Origin of the sequence: Kitasatospora sp. MBT66 (assembly GCF_000710405.2) — a bacterium.
GTDB classification, from domain to species: Bacteria; Actinomycetota; Actinomycetes; order Streptomycetales; family Streptomycetaceae; genus Kitasatospora; species Kitasatospora purpeofusca.
Genome location: NZ_JAIY01000006.1, coordinates 1470801 through 1487690, shown reverse-complemented (window position 1 = coordinate 1487690; position 16890 = coordinate 1470801). Strand labels below are relative to the sequence as shown.

The window sequence follows — 16890 nt, the reverse complement described above, 5'->3', positions numbered from 1 at the left end:
GACCGCCGACCGTGCCGCCAAGCGCGCGGCGCAGGAGGCGGACGGGGCGGACGAGGCAGGGGAGGCCGAGGCATGAGTACGACCAGGGTGGCCGCGATCGACTGCGGGACCAACTCGATCCGGCTGCTGGTCGCGGATCTCGATCCGGAGACCGGGGAGATCACCGACCTGGACCGGCGGATGATCATCAACCGGCTGGGCCAGGGCGTGGACCGCACCGGCCGGCTGCACCCGGACGCGCTGGAGCGCACCTTCGCGGCCTGCCGGGAGTACGCCGAGGTGATCTCCGGCTTCGGCGTCGGCCCGGAGCGGATCCGCTTCGTCGCCACCAGCGCCTCCCGGGACGCCGAGAACAGCGCCGAGTACGTCGACGGCGTGCGGGCGGCCCTGGGGGTCGAGCCCGAGGTGGTCAGCGGCGAGGAGGAGGCGCACCTCTCCTTCGTGGGCGCCACCAAGGAGCTCACCGGCGGCACCTTCGCCACCCCGTACCTGGTCTTCGACCTGGGCGGCGGCTCGACCGAGTTCGTGCTCGGGGCCGAGGACGTCGAGGCGGCCCGCTCGGTCGACATCGGCTGCGTCCGGCTGACCGAGCGGCACTTCGGCGGCGCCGAGCTGCCCTCGGACGAGCAGATCGCCGAGGCGCGGGCGCATGTGCGGGCGGAGCTGGACCGTGCCGAGGAGGCCGTCCCGCTGACCGGTGCGGCGACCCTGGTCGGCCTGGCCGGGACGGTCACCACCATCTCGGCGATCGCCCAGGACCTGCCGCGGTACGACTCGGAGGCGATCCACCACTCGCGGATCTCCCGCGAGCGGGTCGCCGAGATCGCGGACCGGCTGCTGCGCGCGACCCACGCGGAGCGGGCGGCGATCCCGTCGATGCACCCGGGCCGGGTGGACGTGATCGCGGCCGGCGCGCTGGAGCTGCTGGAGATCATGGCGCGGACGGGCGCCGCCGAGGTGGTCGTCAGCGAGCACGACATCCTGGACGGCATCGCCTGGAGTATCGCCCGCTGACCAGGCACGAGGCTTACCGTTCCGGCCCCGGAGGCCCCTTGCGGGTCCCGGGGCCGGGGCGCGCCCGGGGCCGTGCGGAAAAGTTCGTGAATTTCTTCACATGGGGATCCGCCCGTTCGCCGCGCTGGACGGTCCGGTCCGTCCGATATGTGGGACCGAAGGCTCGCTCGGCGTGATAACCGCTGGATCGTAGGTTCTGACCCGCCAGGGGTTTGAAAATCGAAATCCCGTGTGGGAACCAGGCCCCGTCATGGATCGTTGCTGCTCAGCGGGGCCGTCGTCACGGGTCCGTCCGCCGGGGGGTCGGGATGGCCGTGAAGTGTCGGCCGGGGGGTCGAAACGGGGGCGCGAAGTGTAGCAGAGGGGGTCCGTCCGCTTGTGAGCGGGCTCACGAAGGCTGCTCCGAACGGTGCTGGATACTTTCGGATATGAGCACCACGGAGCGTCCTCGCATCCTCATTGTCGGCGGTGGTTACGTCGGCCTGTATGCCGCGATGCGCATCCTCAAGAAGATGCGCTACGGCGAAGCGACCGTCACGGTCGTGGACCCGCGGTCGTACATGACGTACCTGCCCTTCCTCCCCGAGGCGGCCGGCGGCAACGTCGCGCCCCGCAACCTCGTCGCGCCCCTGCGCACCGCGCTGAAGAACGCGGAGGTGCTCACCGGTGCGGTCACCGGTGTGGACCACGAGCGCAAGATCGCGACCATCCAGCCCTCGGCCGGCGACTCGTACGAGCTGCCCTTCGACTACCTCGTCGTCGCCACCGGGTCGGTCTCCCGCACCTTCCCGATCCCGGGTCTGGCCGAGCACGGCATCGGCATGAAGACCGTGGAGGAGGCCATCGCCCTCCGCAACCACGTCATGGCGCAGCTGGACAAGGCCGAGTCCACCACGGACGAGGCCATCCGCCGCAAGGCGCTGACCTTCGTGATCATCGGCGGCGGCTTCGCCGGCGTCGAGACGATCGCCGAGATCGAGGACATGGCGCGCGACGCCGCCAAGATCTACAAGACGGTCAGCCGCGACGACATGCGCTTCATCGTGGTCGAGGCCGCCAACCGGATCCTCCCGGAGATGGGCCCGGACCTCGGTCTGTGGACCAAGGAGAAGCTCGAAGAGCGCAACATCGAGGTCTACATCGAGACCTCGATGGACTCCTGCGTCGACGGCCACGTCGTGCTGAAGAACGGCATGGAGACGGACGCCTCCACCATCGTGTGGACGGCCGGCGTGAAGCCGAACCCGGTGCTGGCCCAGTTCGGCCTGCCGCTGGGCCCGCGCGGCCACGTCGACACCGCGCCGACCCTCCAGGTCCAGGGCTTCGACTACGTCTGGGCCGCCGGCGACAACGCCCAGGTGCCGGACCTCGCCGCGGGCGAGGGCGCCTGGTGCCCGCCGAACGCGCAGCACGCCGTGCGCCAGGCCGCCGTCCTCGGTGACAACGTGATCTCCGGCATGCGGGGCTTCCCGCAGCAGGAGTACAAGCACAAGAACCTGGGCGCGGTCGCCGGCCTCGGCCTGCACAAGGGTGTCGCGATCCTCTTCGGCAAGTACAAGCTGAAGGGCCGTCCGGCCTGGTGGTTCCACCGCCTGTACCACGGCGCCATGGTCCCCACCTTCAACCGCAAGGTCCGCGTCTTCACCGACTGGACCCTCGCCGTCTTCCTGAAGCGCGAGATGGTCGGCCTCTCCCAGATGGAGAACCCGTACCAGCCGATCCAGGAGGTCACGGCGCCCACCAAGCGTCCCGCCGTCGAGGCCGCGAAGCCGGCCGCCGACAAGGAGCTGGCCACCAGCAAGTAGCGACTACGGCCCGGTGTGGGAGCACCGGGTATGAGTCGGAGGCTCTCCGCCCGGCAGCGTTGCCGGACCACGACCTCCGTGGTGCTCAGCCGGCTGTGCGAGTCGGGCGGAGTACAAGAAGTAGCAGGAAGGCCCCCGCCGAACCCTCCGGCAGGGGCCTTCTCGCTGTTCGCACAGTGCGTCAGTCGGTCTTGATGCTGTCCAGGATGTCCAGCCCGGCGGCCCGGCGGGCCGGCCAGAAGGCGGCCACCACACCGACCAGCCCGGCCAGGGCCAGGAAGAGCAGCAGCTGCCCGAACGGGAGCACCGTGGTCATGCTGGGCAGGGCGGACTTGAGGGTGCCGTTGATCGCCCAGGCCGTGAAGCAGCCGAGCAGGATGCCGATGCCGGCGCCGAACACCGAGATCACCACGGACTCCAGCCGGACCATCCGCTTGATGCCGCGCCGGTCCAGGCCGATCGCCCGCAGCATGCCGATCTCGCGCTTGCGCTCGAAGACCGACATCGCCAGGGTGTTGATCACCCCGAGGACCGCGACCACCACCGACATCGCCAGCAGCCCGTACATCATGTTCAGCGCGAAGGTGATGTTCTGGCTGAAGCCGTCCCGGACGTCCTGGCGTGACTTGACCTCGATCACCGGGTTGGCGCCGGTGGAGTCCTTGAGTGCCTTCCGCAGCGACTCGGTCTCCCCGTCGGTGCCCTTGACCAGGACGCTGTCCAGGGACGGCTGGGGGTCGTGCTTGAGGATCTCGCTGTTGGCCAGCATGGCCCCGCCGAGCAGGTCGTTGGTCTCGTAGACGCCGCCGACGGTCAGGGTGCCCTTGGCGTCGCCGGGGTAGCCCATCTCGACGGTGGAGCCGGTTCCGACCCCGAGCTTCTTCGCCAGGTCGCCGCCGAGCAGCAGCTTGCCCTGGCCGAAGGAGGCCGTGGAACCGCTCTTCATCTTCACCGTGAGCAGCTTGTCCAGGCTGTCCGCGTTCAGGCCGGTGATCTTGTTGGACTTGCCATTGAGGTCCCACTCGACCTCCACCAGCGGCGAGGAGGCGGCCACCCCGGCGGCCTTCGCGGCCTCGGCGGGGACCTTGTCGGACAGGCTCATCCCGTTCGCCGCGGAGATCAGGTAGTCGGCCTTCATCGAGCTGGTGATGGCCCGGTCCACGGTGTCGGAGACCGAGGCGCCGATCACCGTCAGACCGCTGACCAGGGTGAGGCCGATGGTGATTGCGGCGGCGGTGGCGGCGGTGCGGCGCGGGTTGCGCACCGCGTTCTGCCGGGCCAGCTTGCCGGGCATCCCGAACAGCTTGCCGAGGGCCGGTCCGACCAGCGCGATCACCGGGCGGGAGAGCAGCGGCAGCAGGACGAAGACGCCCAGGACGGCGAGCACGGCGCCCAGCGCGACCGGCATCCGGCCGTCCGAGTTGCCCTTGGAGGCGCCGAAGGCGACCAGGGCGATACCGGCGGCGGCCACCAGCGAGCCGAGCACGTTCCGGACCAGCAGGGACTTCTGGGTGGCGGGCTGGTCGCCGCTGCTCATCGCGGCGACGGGGGCGATCCGGGCGGCGCGGACGGCGGGCAGCAGTGCGGAGAGCACCGTCACCAGGACGCCGACCACCAGGGTGACCACCACGGTCAGCGGCTTGACCACCAGTGCGCCGGTCGGGAGGCTGTCGTTCAGCGAGGCGATCAGGGACTGCAGGCCCGCGCCGATGCCGAGGCCGGCGACCAGGCCGGCCGAGGCCGCGACGGTGCCGATGGCGAACGCCTCGATCAGCACCGAGCGGGTCACCTGCTTGCGGCTGGCGCCGATCGCCCGGAGCAGGGCCAGCTCCTTGGTGCGCTGGGCGACCAGCATGGTGAAGGTGTTGGCGATGATGAAGATGCCGACGAACAGCGAGATGCCGGCGAACGCGAGCAGCATGGTGCGCAGGCTGTCGGTGCCCGCGGCGATCATCCGCTCTTCCTCGGCCTTGAGCTCGGCCCCGGTGCGGGTCTCGATCTGCTGCTCCGGCCGGATCTTCTGGTTCACCTCGGCGAGCAGGGCGTCCTGGCTGGTGCCGGGCTTGGCGGTGAGCACGATGCTGCTGTAGCGGCCGGGCTCCAGCAGGATCTGCTGGGCGGTCGCGCGGTCGAACAGGGTGAGCGTGCCGCCGCTGTTCACACTCGGGTCGTCGGTGGTGAAGACGCCGGTGAGCTTCGCCTCGAGGACCGGGCCGTTGGAGCCGATCCGGACGGTGTCGCCGACCTTGTAGCCGCCCTTCTCGGCGGTCTTCCGGTCGAGGGCGATCTCCTTGCCGTTCTTCGGCCCCTGGCCCTCGACCATCGGGTAGCGGGCGTCCTTGCCGTCCGGGCCGGGCGCGAAGTTGGCGCCCTTGGCCGACCAGGCCGGGCCGATCAGCTCGCCCTTCTTGTCGGCGACACCGGTGAAGCCGCTGGCCACGCCGCGGGCGCCGGCGGTGCCGGGCAGCGCGGCGAGCTGCTGGACGGTGGCGTCGGTCAGGGTGACCGCGCTCTTGTCGCTCTTGTCCCGGAGGGACGCGGTGGCGCCGGCCGAGTAGTCGACGATCTGGACCGAGACGTCGGAGTAGCTCTTGGAGTTGCTCTCCCGCATGGCCTTGCCGAAGGTGTCGGAGAAGACCATGGTGCCGGCCACGAAGGCGGTGCCCAGCATGACGGCCAGCGCCGTCATCAGCAGTCGGCCCTTGTGGGCCAGCACATTGCGCAGTGCGGTGCGATACATGGGGTTTCCTGGGTCCTGGGGTCTGCGAAGGGACGGGCGGCGGCGCGTGCTGCGTCAGCTGGTGCGGCCCTTGGCGTCGAAGCGGCGCATGCGGTCCAGGACGGTGTCGGCGGTGGGGTTGGTGAGTTCGTCGACGATGCGGCCGTCGGCGAGGAAGACGACGCGGTCGGCGTAGGCGGCGGCGACGGGGTCGTGGGTGACCATGACGACGGTCTGGCCGAGTTCGCGGACGGAGTTGCGCAGGAAGGAGAGGATCTCGGCGCCGGAGCGGGAGTCGAGGTTTCCGGTGGGTTCGTCGGCGAAGACGATGTCGGGCTTGGAGGCGAGGGCGCGGGCGCAGGCGACGCGCTGCTGCTGGCCGCCGGAGAGCTGGCTGGGGCGGTGGGAGAGGCGGCCGGAGAGTCCGACGGTCTCGACGACGCGGTCGAGCCACTGCTTGTCGGCCTTGCGGCCGGCGATGTCCATGGGGAGGGTGATGTTCTCGAGGGCGGTGAGGGTGGGCAGCAGGTTGAAGGCCTGGAAGACGAAGCCGATCTGGTCGCGTCGCAGCTGGGTGAGCTGCTTGTCCTTGAGGCCGACGAGTTCGGTGTCGCCGATGGTGGAGGAGCCGGAGCTGACGGTGTCGAGGCCGGCCATGCAGTGCATGAGGGTGGACTTGCCGGAGCCGGAGGGGCCCATGATCGCGGTGAACTCGCCCTGGGGGAAGGTGACGCTGACGTTGTCGAGGGCGACCACGCGGGTCTCGCCCTCCCCGTAGACCTTGTTCAGGCCGGTGGCGCGGGCGGCCGCCCGGCCGGTACGGACGGCGGTTGCGGTCGACGTGCTCACGGGGTGCTCCTCGGGTCGGGCATGGCGGACCGGGCCGTGCGGCTCCGGAGGCTGGCCGGCCGGGGCCCTTCCAGGGGCGTCCGGCCGTACCTCCATGCTCCTTCCGGTGATCATGGTTTCTCGTCGCTCCGCCGGACGGTTGGCCCGACCACCGCTGGGCGTACGCCCAGGTGGCGCCCTCCTCCTGCGGTATGACACCGACCCTGAGCGGAGGGCCGGTGGCCGGATCGAGCGGGTCGAGTGGCCAAATCACGAACTGTTCGTCAGATGGCAAGGAAACATGACAACTTCCCCGCCTCGGAACATGCGAAAGGGGATGCCGGGCGACTAGGCTCAGGGGTGGCCCGCACGGGGGCGGAGCGCTGCTCTCCGTTCCGCCGGCCGGGCCGGGTCCGCAGAAGCCCAGATGGTGGAACGCAGACACGGGCAGCTTAAAACTGCTTGGCCGAAAGGCCGTGCCGGTTCGAGTCCGGCTCTGGGCACCGACTCGCGGGGACGCCGACCGGCGTCCCCGCCGGACGTCAGCGGCCGAATCGTTCTCGCGGCGGATGCCGATTCCTTTGCCAAGCCATTACCCTTGTGCTGCGGGCGGTGCAGTGCCGCCACGGAGGGAATGAGCAATGAGAAGCAGCAACCCGGTCTTCTCGCGGGAGGGGTCCTTCACCCGCGAGTCCGGCTACGCGGGTTTCGGGACCACCCAGACCCCGCCGGCCGGGAGCCAGTACGCAGGCAGCCCCTACGGCAACAATCCGTACGGGAACAACCCGTACGCCAACAACCCCTACGGCCAGCAGCCCCAGGGCGGTGCGCCGCTGACCGACGAGCAGCTCGCCGGGATGTACAACGCGCCCTCCGCCGGTCCCGCGGCGACGGGCCGGATGACGCTGGACGACGTGGTCGCGCGCACCGCGATGACGCTGCTCACCCTGGTCGCGGCCGGCGGTCTCGCCTGGGTCGCGCTGCCGGAGCGGAACTTCGGCCTGGCCGGCGTCGCCTCGCTGATCGCGTTCGTGCTCGGCATGGTGATCTCCTTCAAGCGGAGCGTCAGCCCGCCGCTGATCCTGCTCTACGCGGGCCTCCAGGGCTTCGCGCTCGGTGCGATCACCAAGGTGTTCAACAGCGTCTGGGAGGGCATCGCGATCCAGGCGGTGCTGGGCACCGCGGCGGTGTTCGCGGCGATGCTGATCGCCTACAAGACCGGGCGGATCCGGGTCACCCCGCGCTACACCCGGATCGGCATCGCGATCGCCATGGGCTTCGTGCTGCTGATGCTGATCAACCTGGTCGCCTCGCTGTTCGGCGCCGACATGGGCCTGCGCAGCGGCCCGCTGGGCATCGTGGTCGGCCTGGTCGGCATCGGCCTCGGCGCGTTCTTCCTCTCGCTGGACTTCGCGGCGGTCGAGGAGGCCATCGCGCAGGGCGCGCCGCAGAAGGAGTCCTGGCGGGCGGCCTTCGGGCTCACCCTCTCGCTGGTCTGGATCTACATCGAGATGCTGCGGCTGATCGCGATCCTGCGCGGCGACGACTGATCCTCGGTCGTACGACCCGCTGTACCACCACTGCCGCCGGGCCCCGGAGCGACCGCTCCGGGGCCCGGCGGCTTTCGTTCCCGGTGGCCCGTATGCTCGCGGCATGTCCGAGACGTCCGATGAGAAGACCCTGGCCGAGGCCGTCGACGCGCTGGCCGACCGGTTCCGCGCGATGCCGCAGAGCCGGCTGCTCGGCGCCGTCCCCGGACACCCCTCGCGGGCCGCGGCCGGACTGGCGCTGGCCCGCTGGCTGGCGGAGGCGGCGCGGGCCGCCGAGGCGGTCCGGGTCGACGGCGGGGCGGACGGCGTGCCCGCGCACGAGCTGCCGGACGTCGGGGTGTTCGCCGTCGGCGACCAGCTCGCCGTGGTCGGGCACGACCTGGCGGCGGCGCTGGCCGCGCTGCCCGGCGACGCCGTGGTGGCCCTTCCGGACGGCCCGCCGGTGGCGGCCGGGGCGGTGCGGGCCATGGCCGTGCGGCGGCTGGTGGAGGCCTCGGCGGCGCTCTGAGGGCCCCGAGGCGCAACGGCGGAACGCCGAGGGCCGGCCGGATCGGTAACCCCCTCGATCCGGCCGGCCCTCGGCGTCGGCGCGCCCGCGTCGGCGCGCTCGGGTCAGATGCTGGCCACCACGCGGTCGGCGAGCACGTACACGGCGTCCTCGTCGGTGGAGAAGGTCAGCGAGTAGGAGCCGGAGAACCGGGAGCCGCCGAGCAGTCGGACGTTCTCACCGGCCCGGACGGCGTCGATCAGCCGGTACGCGGCCTCGCGGTCGCCCGGGGCCACGCAGAGCGTGGTGCCGTCGGCGAAGGCGTAGACGTCCAGGGTGCCGAGCGGTCCGGGGCGGACGTCGATCAGTGCGGTGCCCTCGTCCGCCAGCGTGGCCAGCCGGGTGTCGGTCCACTCCCGGGACGGCGTCTGGCTGGGCACGAAGTCGGGGTGCGAGGGGTGGCGGCGCGGGTCGGGCGCGGTGGCCGGGGCCTCCTCGACGGCGGCCTCGGCGTCCAGCAGCCCGGCGTCCAGCCCGGTGGCCAGCAGGTCGGCCTCGCGGCGGGCCCGGGCGTCGCCGGTGCCCTCGCCGGCCGGGTGGCCGCCGGCGGGGTGGCCGGCCGGGTGGGCGGGGCGCAGCGGGCTGCCGCCCTCGGGGCCGGTCCCGGTGCCGCCGTCGCCGATGAGGTCCTCCAGCGCCGAGCGCAGGGCCTCGCCGAACTCCGGGTCCATGGTGCCCGGGTGGTCGGCGTTGTCGGCGGCCTCGTTCGGCCCGGTGGGGCGGGGGAAGAAGAGCGGCCACTCGTCGGTGGTGCTGAAGACACCGGCGAACGGGGAGTCGAACAGCGGCGCGTCCTCGGCCGCGCGGGCCTCCTGCTCGGCCCAGAACGCCCGGGCCTCGGTGATCTCCCGCTCGCGGTCGGCGGCCAGGGCCTCGGCGACGGCCCGGCGTATCGCGGCCTCGTCGACGGTCGGGGAGACCGCGGCCTGTGCGTCCAACCGGCGGGAGACGCCCCGGAGGTGGACCAGCACGGCGGTCGACACGGCGATCAGGATCAGCAACAGGATGGTGTAGACGGCGCTCACGGAACGTACTCCTAGGGAGGAGTGGAACGGGGTTACCTCTCCACACTGCCCCATCCGGCACTGTTACCGCAGTGGCCAATGTCCAATTTGTCGGTGACTTTCGCTCTTGTCCCCAAATTGTTAGGTAGGACCGCTCTACGCAGCGGAGTTGATCCGCTCCGCACCGTCGATTTCCGGTCCGGAAACGAAAGAAAAGAGGGCCGGATCGACCTCGCGGTGTGATCCGGCCCTCAATTACGCTGTGTCACTCCAAATGGGTGGTCTGGACCCTTCGGGGTTGACAGCGCGAGGTCAGCTCAGGCGCTCCAGAACCATCGCCATGCCCTGGCCGCCGCCGACGCACATGGTCTCCAGACCGAACTGCTTGTCGTGCCACTGCAGCGAGTTGATCAGGGTGGTGGTGATGCGGGCGCCGGTCATGCCGAAGGGGTGGCCGACCGCGATCGCGCCGCCGTTGACGTTCAGCCGGTCCAGGTCGACGCCGAGGTCCCGGTAGGACGGGATCACCTGGGCGGCGAAGGCCTCGTTGATCTCGACCAGGTCGATGTCGCCGATGGACAGGCCCGCCCGCTTCAGTGCCTGCCTGGAGGCCTCGACCGGGCCGTAGCCCATGATCTCGGGGGAGAGCGCGCTGACGCCGGTGGAGACCACCCGGGCGAGCGGGGTGATGCCCAGCTCGCGGGCCTTGGTGTCGGACATGATCACCAGTGCGGCGGCGCCGTCGTTCAGCGGGCAGCAGTTACCGGCGGTCACCGTGCCGTCCGGACGGAACACCGGCTTCAGGCCGGAGACGCCCTCCAGGGTGACGCCCGCGCGCGGGCCGTCGTCCGTCGAGACCACGGTGCCGTCGGGGGTGGTGACCGGGGTGATCTCCCGCTCCCAGAAGCCGGCCTTGATCGCCGCCTCGGCGAGGTTCTGCGAGCGCACGCCGAACTCGTCCTGCTCGGCGCGGGTGATGCCCTTGAGCGCGGCGAGGTTCTCGGCGGTCTGGCCCATCGCGATGTAGGCGTCCGGCAGCAGCCCGTCCTCGCGCGGGTCGTGCCACTCGCCGCCACCCTCCTCGGCCCGCTTGGCGGTGCGCGCCTGGGCGTCGCCGAACAGCGGGTTCATGGTGCCGGGCATGCCGTCCGAGGTGCCGTTGACCGACCGGGAGACGGTCTCCACGCCGGCCGAGAGGAAGACGTCGCCCTCGCCGGCCTTGATCGCGTGCAGGGCCATCCGGGTGGTCTGCAGCGAGGAGGAGCAGTAGCGGGTGATGGTGGTGCCGGGCAGGTAGTCCATGCCCATCTGCACCGCCACGATGCGGGCCAGGTTGTGGCCCTGCTCGCCGCCGGGCAGGCCGCAGCCGAGCATCAGGTCGTCGATCTCGCGCGGGTCGAGCTGCGGCACCTTGGCCAGCGCGGCCTGGATGATGTGCGCGGTCAGGTCGTCCGGGCGGACGTCCTTCAGGGAGCCCTTGAAGGCCCGGCCGATCGGCGAACGGGTGGCGCTGACGATGACGGCTTCGGGCATGGCGGGCTCCTCGCTGAGTGGCGGCGGACAGGCGTCCGGGAGGAAAGTTACCGTCTGGTAGCTCAGTCGTCACCCGCCCCGGTGTGTGAGCTGGCCGACGTGTTGCCGGGCGCCGGACCGGCGCTCCCGGAGAGCCCCCCGGACAGGCCCTCGGGCGGGCTCCCGGGTACCCCGTCGGACGGCCCGCCGACCGGTTCCCCGGTGGCCCAGGAGCCCGGCAGGCCGACCCGCAGCCGGTGCCGCAGCAGCGCCCAGCGCCCGGCCGCGCCGTCCGCGCCGCCGACCGCCGCCACCTCGCTGCCGGACCGGTCGGCCGCGGCCGCCGCGGCCACCGCCACCGGCAGCACCGCCTCGCCGGGGACCGGCCCGTCGGCCGGCTCCTCCTGCGGCCAGAGGCCCAGTGCGGCGCAGACCGACGGCAGCACGGCCATCGCGGCCGTCGCGTAGCCCTGGGCGGAGGGGTGGTAGCGGTCGGCGGCGAACATCTCGGGCCGGGCCGCGAACTCCGGGCCGAGCAGCGAGCCGAGCGAGACCGTCCGGCCGCCCGCCTCCACCACCGCGATGGTCTGCGCGGCGGCCAGCTGGCGGCTGACCCGGCGGGCCACCCAGCGCAGCGGCGGGCGGACCGGCTTGATGGTGCCGAGGTCGGGGCAGGTGCCGACCACCACCTCGCAGCCGGCGGCGCGCAGCGCGGCGACCGTCTCGCCGAGCTGGCGCACCGCGAGCTGGGCCGGGCTGTGCCGGGTCACGTCATTGGCGCCGATCATGATCACGGCGATGTCCGGGCGGCACGCCAGGGCCTGCTCCAGCTGGCCGGCCAGATCGGCGGAGCGGCCGCCCGAGAACGCCACGTTCACCAGCCGGACCGGGCGCTCGGCGACCGAGGCGAGGCCCGCGGCGAGCAGCGCCCCCGGGGTCTCCCGGGCCCGCAGCACGCCCAGGCCGGCCGCCGTGGAGTCGCCCAGGAAGGCCAGCACCAGCGGCGGCTGCGGCGCGGCCGCGCGATCGGCGAAGGCCTCGCCGTAGACCCCGTCGGCCCTCGGCGGGTCGCCGTCCAGGATGCCGATGGCCTGGACGGCCAGCTTGCTCTCGGTCAGCAGCAGGCCGACCAGGCCCACCCCCAGTACCCCCAGCCCGCCGCCGCCGTACGCCGCCGCGGTGGCGATCCGCCGGGCCACCCGGGCCCGCGACTGCTGTGTTCCTGGCACCCCGTGCCCCCTTCGCGTCCTCGTGCCACCCCGACGGGTGCCGTTCCCGATGCGTGTACACCCCTAGTACCCGCCCGGGGCGCGGCCTACGACGGGGGTGGGCCGTTCGTGGTGCGTACGGGCTCTCCGGGGCGCCCGGTACGGCCTACGCTTGCGGTACCGACAGCACTCGTATGCCCACACACCGGGAGGACCCCCGTGCGGTACCACAATTCGATCATCGACCTGGTCGGCAACACGCCGCTGGTCAAGCTGAACAAGGTCGCCGAGGGGATCAGCGCCACCGTGCTCGCCAAGGTCGAGTACTTCAACCCCGGCGGCTCGGTGAAGGACCGCATCGCCATGCGGATGATCGAGGCCGCCGAGGCCTCGGGCGCTCTCAAGCCCGGCGGCACCATCGTGGAGCCGACCTCCGGCAACACCGGTGTCGGTCTGGCGATCGTGGCCCAGCAGAAGGGCTACAAGTGCATCTTCGTCTGTCCGGACAAGGTGTCCACCGACAAGATCAACACCCTGCGCGCGTACGGCGCCGAGGTGGTCGTCTGCCCGACCGCCGTCGCCCCCGAGCACCCGGACTCGTACTACAACGTGTCCGACCGCCTGGTCCGGGAGACCCCGAACGCCTGGAAGCCGGACCAGTACTCCAACCCGGACAACCCGGCCTCGCACTTCCACTCCACCGGTCCGGAGCTGTGGGAGCAGACCGAGGGCCGGATCACCCACTTCGTGGCGGGCGTCGGCACCGGCGGCACCATCTCCGGCACCGGCAACTACCTGAAGGAGGTCTCCGGCGGCAAGGTCAAGGTGATCGGCGCCGACCCGGAGGGCTCGGTCTACTCGGGCGGCACCGGCCGGCCGTACCTGGTCGAGGGCGTCGGTGAGGACTTCTGGCCGACCGCCTACGACCGCGACGTCGCGGACGGCATCGTCGCCGTCTCCGACAAGGACTCCTTCCAGATGACCCGCCGCCTGGCCAAGGAGGAGGGCCTGCTGGTCGGCGGCTCCTGCGGCATGGCGGTCGTCGCCGCGCTGGAGGTGGCGCGCGGGCTCGGCCCGGACGACGTCGTCGTGGTGCTGCTGCCGGACGGCGGCCGGGGCTACCTCTCGAAGATCTTCAACGACGACTGGATGGCCGACTACGGCTTCCTGCCGTCCGCCACCGACGAGGCGCACATCGGCGAGGTGCTGGCCCGCAAGGACGCCATCGAGCACGAGGGCATTCCGCAGTTCGTCCACATGCACCCCAACGAGACCGTCGCCGAGGCGGTACGGGTGCTGCGCGAGTACGGCGTCTCGCAGATGCCGGTCGTCTCGCCGGGCGCCGGCCACCCGGACATCATGGCCGGCGAGGTGATCGGCTCGGTGGCGGAGAAGCTGCTGCTGGAGGGCGTCTTCGCGGGCGACATCCAGCTGACCGACACGCTGGACCGGGTGATGTCCAAGCCGCTGCCGGTGGTCGGCTCGGGCGAGACCGTCACCAACCTGATGACGGTGCTGGAGAAGGCCGACGCCGCGGTGGTGCTGGTGGAGGGCAAGCCGCAGGGCATCGTCACCCGCCAGGACCTGCTCGGCTTCCTGGCCGGCAGCCGCCTCGGCCACTGAGCCCCGCCGCCCACCGAGCCGCGGTCAGCCGCCGCCCCCGACCCGGTGGCTGAGGAACCGTGGGGCACCGGTTCCGTTTCCGGGCGAACCGGTACACCGGCGTCATCTCCGTGCAGCACGGGCTTAACACGACTGCGGCATGGTTGTGCACACGGCAAGACGCCGAACGGGACGACAACGACCGGCCGGGAGCGGCTCCCCGGCGGCACGGTCCGTCCCGGGCACGACGGTCGGTCCTGACCCGGCCGGTGGTGTCCCTGTCCGCGGAGACGCCGTCGTCCCGCCCCTGCCCGGCTCCGGCCGGCTGCCAGGGTGAGGCGGCTCCCGGACACCCGCGCCGCTCGGCGCGTCCGCAAGGCTCCCGGGTGGGGGAGACGGGCGGAAGCGGTGGGGCCGGTCCCTCCTCGAAGGGGGGACCGGCCCCGCTGCGTTTCTCCGGCGCCTCCCGGCGTTCACCGGCGCCTCCCGGCGGGCGGGATCCCGTAGTCTCGGCGCATGACCAGCACTGACACGACCGGCCAGGACAGCCCGCGCTACGTCCGGCTCAGCATCGAGCTCATCGCCGAGATCACCGACGAGGGCGCCCTCAAGGCGGCGGCGCTCGAGCAGGTGACCGCGGACGAGTACCTCGACGACGAGGAGCGCGCGCAGTCCGTCGAGGCCATCGAGGTGGACCCGGCGGGTTCGCTCGCCCACTTCATCGACCCGGTGGCGCTGCTCGGCGACGTCCCGGGTGTCGAGCTCGCCTCGGCGACCTGGGAGTCGGCGAACACCGACTTCGACCCCGAGGACGGGGACTGGGACGAGTACGCGGTGGAGGAGTCGGCCGAGTAGGGCTCGCCCGCCACTTCCGACGAAAGCCCGGCCTGCTGTCCGCAGGTCGGGCTTTTTGTCCATATTTGGCACTTGGTTTCGTCTTCTCATACGATCGCAAGCCGTTGGTGTTGGAACCGTGAACGTACGGATTGCGTTTTTGTATCCGTAATGCCCGGATGAGCAGCAGGGAGTGGGCGACGTGACGGCACGGGACGGTCAGGGCCGGTCGGCCGCGAGCAGCTGGAGCCGACGCGGTGTACTCGCCGGGCTGGTCGGTGCCCCGGTACTGCTGCTGGCGGCCTGCAACGACACCAAGAGCGCGGACAACGGCGCGGGCACCGGAACGACGGGCGCCGGCGGTTCCGACGGCTCCGGCGGCACCGGTTCCGGAACCGGACAGCCGACGGCGAGCGCCACCAGCACCCCCACCCCGAAGACCTCGGTCGCGGTGATCACCGTCACCCCGGCCGACGGCACCACGGCGGCCGGCTTCAGCGACCCGGTCCGGGTCGCCGTCGCCGGCGGCACCCTCACCTCGGTCAAGGTCGCCGACTCCACCGGCAAGGCGCTGGCCGGCACGCTGTCCGACGACGGCACCGTCTGGACCTCCGCCGCCTCCCCGGCCAGCGGCACCAAGTACACGGTGACCGCCGCCGCCGTCGACAAGGACAAGCTGGAGGCCGACGCCAACGCGGTCTTCACCACCGCGACGCCGGCCAACACCTTCGTGGGCTACTTCACCCCCGAGGACGGCTCGGTGGTCGGCGTCGGCATGCCGGTCTCGATCAACTTCAGCAAGCCGGTCACCGACCGCAAGGCCGTCCAGCAGGCCATCACCGTGGTGGCCGAGCCGGGCGTCGAGATCGTCGGGCACTGGTTCTCCAGCACCCGCCTCGACTTCCGCCCGCAGCAGTACTGGGCCAAGGGCACCAAGGTGACCGTCAAGCTCCGGCTCAAGGACGTCCAGGGCGCCAAGGGCGTCTACGGCACCCAGTCCAAGGACGTCCGCTTCACCGTCGGCCGGGCCCAGACCAGCGTCGCCGACCTCGCCACCAAGAAGCTCACCGTCACCACCGACGGCCAGGTCAGTGCCGTCTACGCGATCTCCGGCGGCTCGCCCGAGTTCCGCACCTGGGGCGGCAAGATGGTGATCACCGAGCAGTACCAGCAGACCCGGATGAACTCGCAGACCGTCGGCCTCGGCAGCGAGTACGACATCCCGGACGTGCCGCACGCCCAGCGACTCTCCACCTCCGGCACCTTCATCCACGGCAACTACTGGTCCCCCGCGTCGACCTTCGGCAGCCAGAACACCAGCCACGGCTGCGTCGGCCTGCGCGACGTCAAGGGCGGCGAGGACGCCAACGCGGACGGCTACAAGTTCTTCAAGAGCTCGATGATCGGCGACGTGGTCGAGGTCACCAACTCCGGGGACAAGACCGTCGTCCCGTCCAACGGCCTCAACGGCTGGAACATGGCCTGGGCCGACTGGAAGGCCGGCAGCGCGGTCTGACGCCCCCGGGCCCCGCGGGGGCCGCAGGAGGTCGCACCGTGCGAATTCCCGGTCGCGAGGACAGAACCCCACCCGCCCCCCGAGGAGTCAGGGGGGTGTGAAACGCGAGCAGAGGGAGCGCCTGGACGCCGAGTTCAGCGCGTTCGTGGTCGGCATCGGGCCACGGCTGATCAGGCTGGCCGAGCTGCTGACCGGTGATCCGCACCGGGCCGGTGACATCGTGCAGTCGGCGCTGGAACGCGCCTACCTGCACTGGCCCAGGATCACCGCGAACGCGGACGACCCGGCCGCCTACGTGCGCCGGATCGTCGTCAACCAGCACCGCGACTGGTGGCGGCGGCCGCGCAACCGCGAGCTGCCCACCGACCACGCCCCCGACCGGCCGGTGCCGGCGGACTTCGCCGAGCAGCAGGCCCAGCGGGCCCTGCTGCGCCAGGCGCTGGCCGCCCTCACCCGGCGCGAGCGGGCGGTCGTGGTGCTGCGGTACTACGGGGACCTGAGTGAGGCCGAGACCGCCGCCGAACTGGGCATCGCGCCCGGGACGGTCAAGTCCACGCTGCACCGGGCGCTGTCGAAGCTGCGCGCACGGCCCGAGCTCGCCGACCGCACCGGCGGTCCGGCGGGCCACGACCCGAGCGACATCGAGGTGGCGGTATGAACGGCGGCACGGAATTCGAGGACCGGATCGGCGAGCTGCTGACCAGGGAGGACACCGCCTGGGGGGCGGGGCGGCCCGACCCGGCGGCGGTCA

At 71.8% G+C, this 16890-nt stretch carries 13 protein-coding genes and 1 tRNA gene; 9 read left to right on the top strand and 5 right to left on the bottom strand.

Annotated elements, in window-relative coordinates:
- The first annotated feature begins 72 nt into the window (after positions 1 to 72).
- Both BI06_RS19125 and BI06_RS19120 read left to right on the top strand, forming a co-directional pair.
- A complete protein-coding gene (locus BI06_RS19125) occupies positions 73 to 1014 on the top strand; it encodes a Ppx/GppA phosphatase family protein (RefSeq protein WP_030398004.1) in 942 nt (313 codons plus the stop codon).
- A gap of 428 nt (positions 1015 to 1442) precedes the next feature.
- Positions 1443 to 2819 carry an NAD(P)/FAD-dependent oxidoreductase gene (locus BI06_RS19120; protein WP_030398003.1) on the top strand — a complete coding sequence of 459 codons (1377 nt, stop codon included), beginning with the start codon at positions 1443 to 1445 and terminating at the stop codon, positions 2817 to 2819.
- A gap of 181 nt (positions 2820 to 3000) precedes the next feature.
- On the opposite strand, the gene BI06_RS19115 is transcribed toward BI06_RS19120, so the two are convergent.
- Positions 3001 to 5559, bottom strand: a complete 2559-nt coding sequence (locus BI06_RS19115; RefSeq protein WP_043469342.1) for an ABC transporter permease — start codon at positions 5557 to 5559, stop codon at positions 3001 to 3003.
- A gap of 54 nt (positions 5560 to 5613) precedes the next feature.
- On the bottom strand, positions 5614 to 6483 hold the full coding sequence (locus BI06_RS19110; RefSeq protein WP_369826157.1) for an ABC transporter ATP-binding protein: 870 nt from the start codon (positions 6481 to 6483) through the stop codon (positions 5614 to 5616).
- A 304-nt stretch (positions 6484 to 6787) separates the two neighbouring features.
- Here BI06_RS19110 and BI06_RS19105 point away from each other — a divergent pair.
- The 3 genes from BI06_RS19105 to BI06_RS19095 all read left to right on the top strand — a co-directional run bounded on the left by BI06_RS19105 (position 6788) and on the right by BI06_RS19095 (position 8424).
- Positions 6788 to 6869, top strand: a tRNA-Leu gene (locus BI06_RS19105).
- Positions 6870 to 7007: 138 nt separating this feature from the next.
- Positions 7008 to 7916, top strand: a complete 909-nt coding sequence (locus tag BI06_RS19100) for a Bax inhibitor-1/YccA family protein (RefSeq protein ID WP_030397041.1) — start codon at positions 7008 to 7010, stop codon at positions 7914 to 7916.
- A gap of 103 nt (positions 7917 to 8019) precedes the next feature.
- Positions 8020 to 8424: a hypothetical protein gene (locus BI06_RS19095; RefSeq protein ID WP_063794988.1), complete on the top strand. Its 405-nt coding sequence runs from the start codon at positions 8020 to 8022 to the stop codon at positions 8422 to 8424.
- Between the two features lie 104 nt (positions 8425 to 8528).
- On the opposite strand, the gene BI06_RS19090 is transcribed toward BI06_RS19095, so the two are convergent.
- The 3 genes from BI06_RS19090 to BI06_RS19080 all read right to left on the bottom strand — a co-directional run bounded on the left by BI06_RS19090 (position 8529) and on the right by BI06_RS19080 (position 12208).
- Positions 8529 to 9488 (bottom strand): hypothetical protein, encoded by a 960-nt coding sequence (locus BI06_RS19090; RefSeq protein ID WP_051741249.1) that lies wholly within the window; start codon positions 9486 to 9488, stop codon positions 8529 to 8531.
- 291 nt (positions 9489 to 9779) lie between these two features.
- Positions 9780 to 11000, bottom strand: a complete 1221-nt coding sequence (locus tag BI06_RS19085) for an acetyl-CoA C-acetyltransferase (RefSeq protein ID WP_030397044.1) — start codon at positions 10998 to 11000, stop codon at positions 9780 to 9782.
- Between the two features lie 62 nt (positions 11001 to 11062).
- Positions 11063 to 12208 (bottom strand): SGNH/GDSL hydrolase family protein, encoded by a 1146-nt coding sequence (locus tag BI06_RS19080; RefSeq protein WP_082558544.1) that lies wholly within the window; start codon positions 12206 to 12208, stop codon positions 11063 to 11065.
- A 198-nt stretch (positions 12209 to 12406) separates the two neighbouring features.
- On the opposite strand from BI06_RS19080, the gene BI06_RS19075 reads away from it, so the two are divergent.
- The 4 genes from BI06_RS19075 to BI06_RS19060 all read left to right on the top strand — a co-directional run bounded on the left by BI06_RS19075 (position 12407) and on the right by BI06_RS19060 (position 16797).
- The gene (locus BI06_RS19075; protein ID WP_030397046.1) at positions 12407 to 13810 is read left to right on the top strand and encodes a cystathionine beta-synthase; all 1404 of its coding nucleotides are present in this window, start codon (positions 12407 to 12409) and stop codon (positions 13808 to 13810) included.
- A gap of 495 nt (positions 13811 to 14305) precedes the next feature.
- The gene (locus tag BI06_RS19070; RefSeq protein ID WP_030397047.1) at positions 14306 to 14644 is read left to right on the top strand and encodes a hypothetical protein; all 339 of its coding nucleotides are present in this window, start codon (positions 14306 to 14308) and stop codon (positions 14642 to 14644) included.
- A gap of 172 nt (positions 14645 to 14816) precedes the next feature.
- On the top strand, positions 14817 to 16139 hold the full coding sequence (locus tag BI06_RS19065; RefSeq protein ID WP_043469336.1) for an Ig-like domain-containing protein: 1323 nt from the start codon (positions 14817 to 14819) through the stop codon (positions 16137 to 16139).
- A 97-nt stretch (positions 16140 to 16236) separates the two neighbouring features.
- Positions 16237 to 16797, top strand: a complete 561-nt coding sequence (locus tag BI06_RS19060) for a SigE family RNA polymerase sigma factor (RefSeq protein WP_063764344.1) — start codon at positions 16237 to 16239, stop codon at positions 16795 to 16797.
- Positions 16798 to 16890 lie beyond the last annotated feature (93 nt).